Annotated in this window: 1 pseudogene; it reads right to left on the bottom strand. The window is 73.7% G+C overall.

Annotated elements, in window-relative coordinates:
• A pseudogene (locus UK12_RS42495) lies at positions 1-316 on the bottom strand (hypothetical protein); the annotation flags it as partial.

Raw genomic sequence — 316 nt, 5'->3', positions numbered from 1 at the left:
CGCCGAGACGGAGCTCGTAGCGCAGCGCCGGGTCGCCGCGCAGGGTGCGGCCGGCCGTCAGCAGGTGCACCGGGGCCCTGTGGAAGGTGAGTTGGCTCAGGTCCACGAGGGTGTTACCGATCACGGCCACCGGGTCCAGCCCGTGCTCCTGCAGCGTGCGCTCGACATCGTCGTCCACCACGGTCTTCCCAATCACCGCCGCCGGGTCGAGCCCCTGCTCCGCCAGCGCGCCCCCGAAACCGTCGGCCACCTCGTCGCCACCGTGCGCGGACGGGCGGCTGTTCGCGGGCGCCAGTCCGATCGGGGCGGTCAACGC

Origin of the sequence: Saccharothrix sp. ST-888, from assembly GCF_000955975.1 — a bacterium.
GTDB lineage: Bacteria > Actinomycetota > Actinomycetes > Streptomycetales > Streptomycetaceae > Kitasatospora.
Note: the sequence above shows the minus strand (reverse complement) of the source record. Positions and strands in the feature narration are given on the sequence as shown.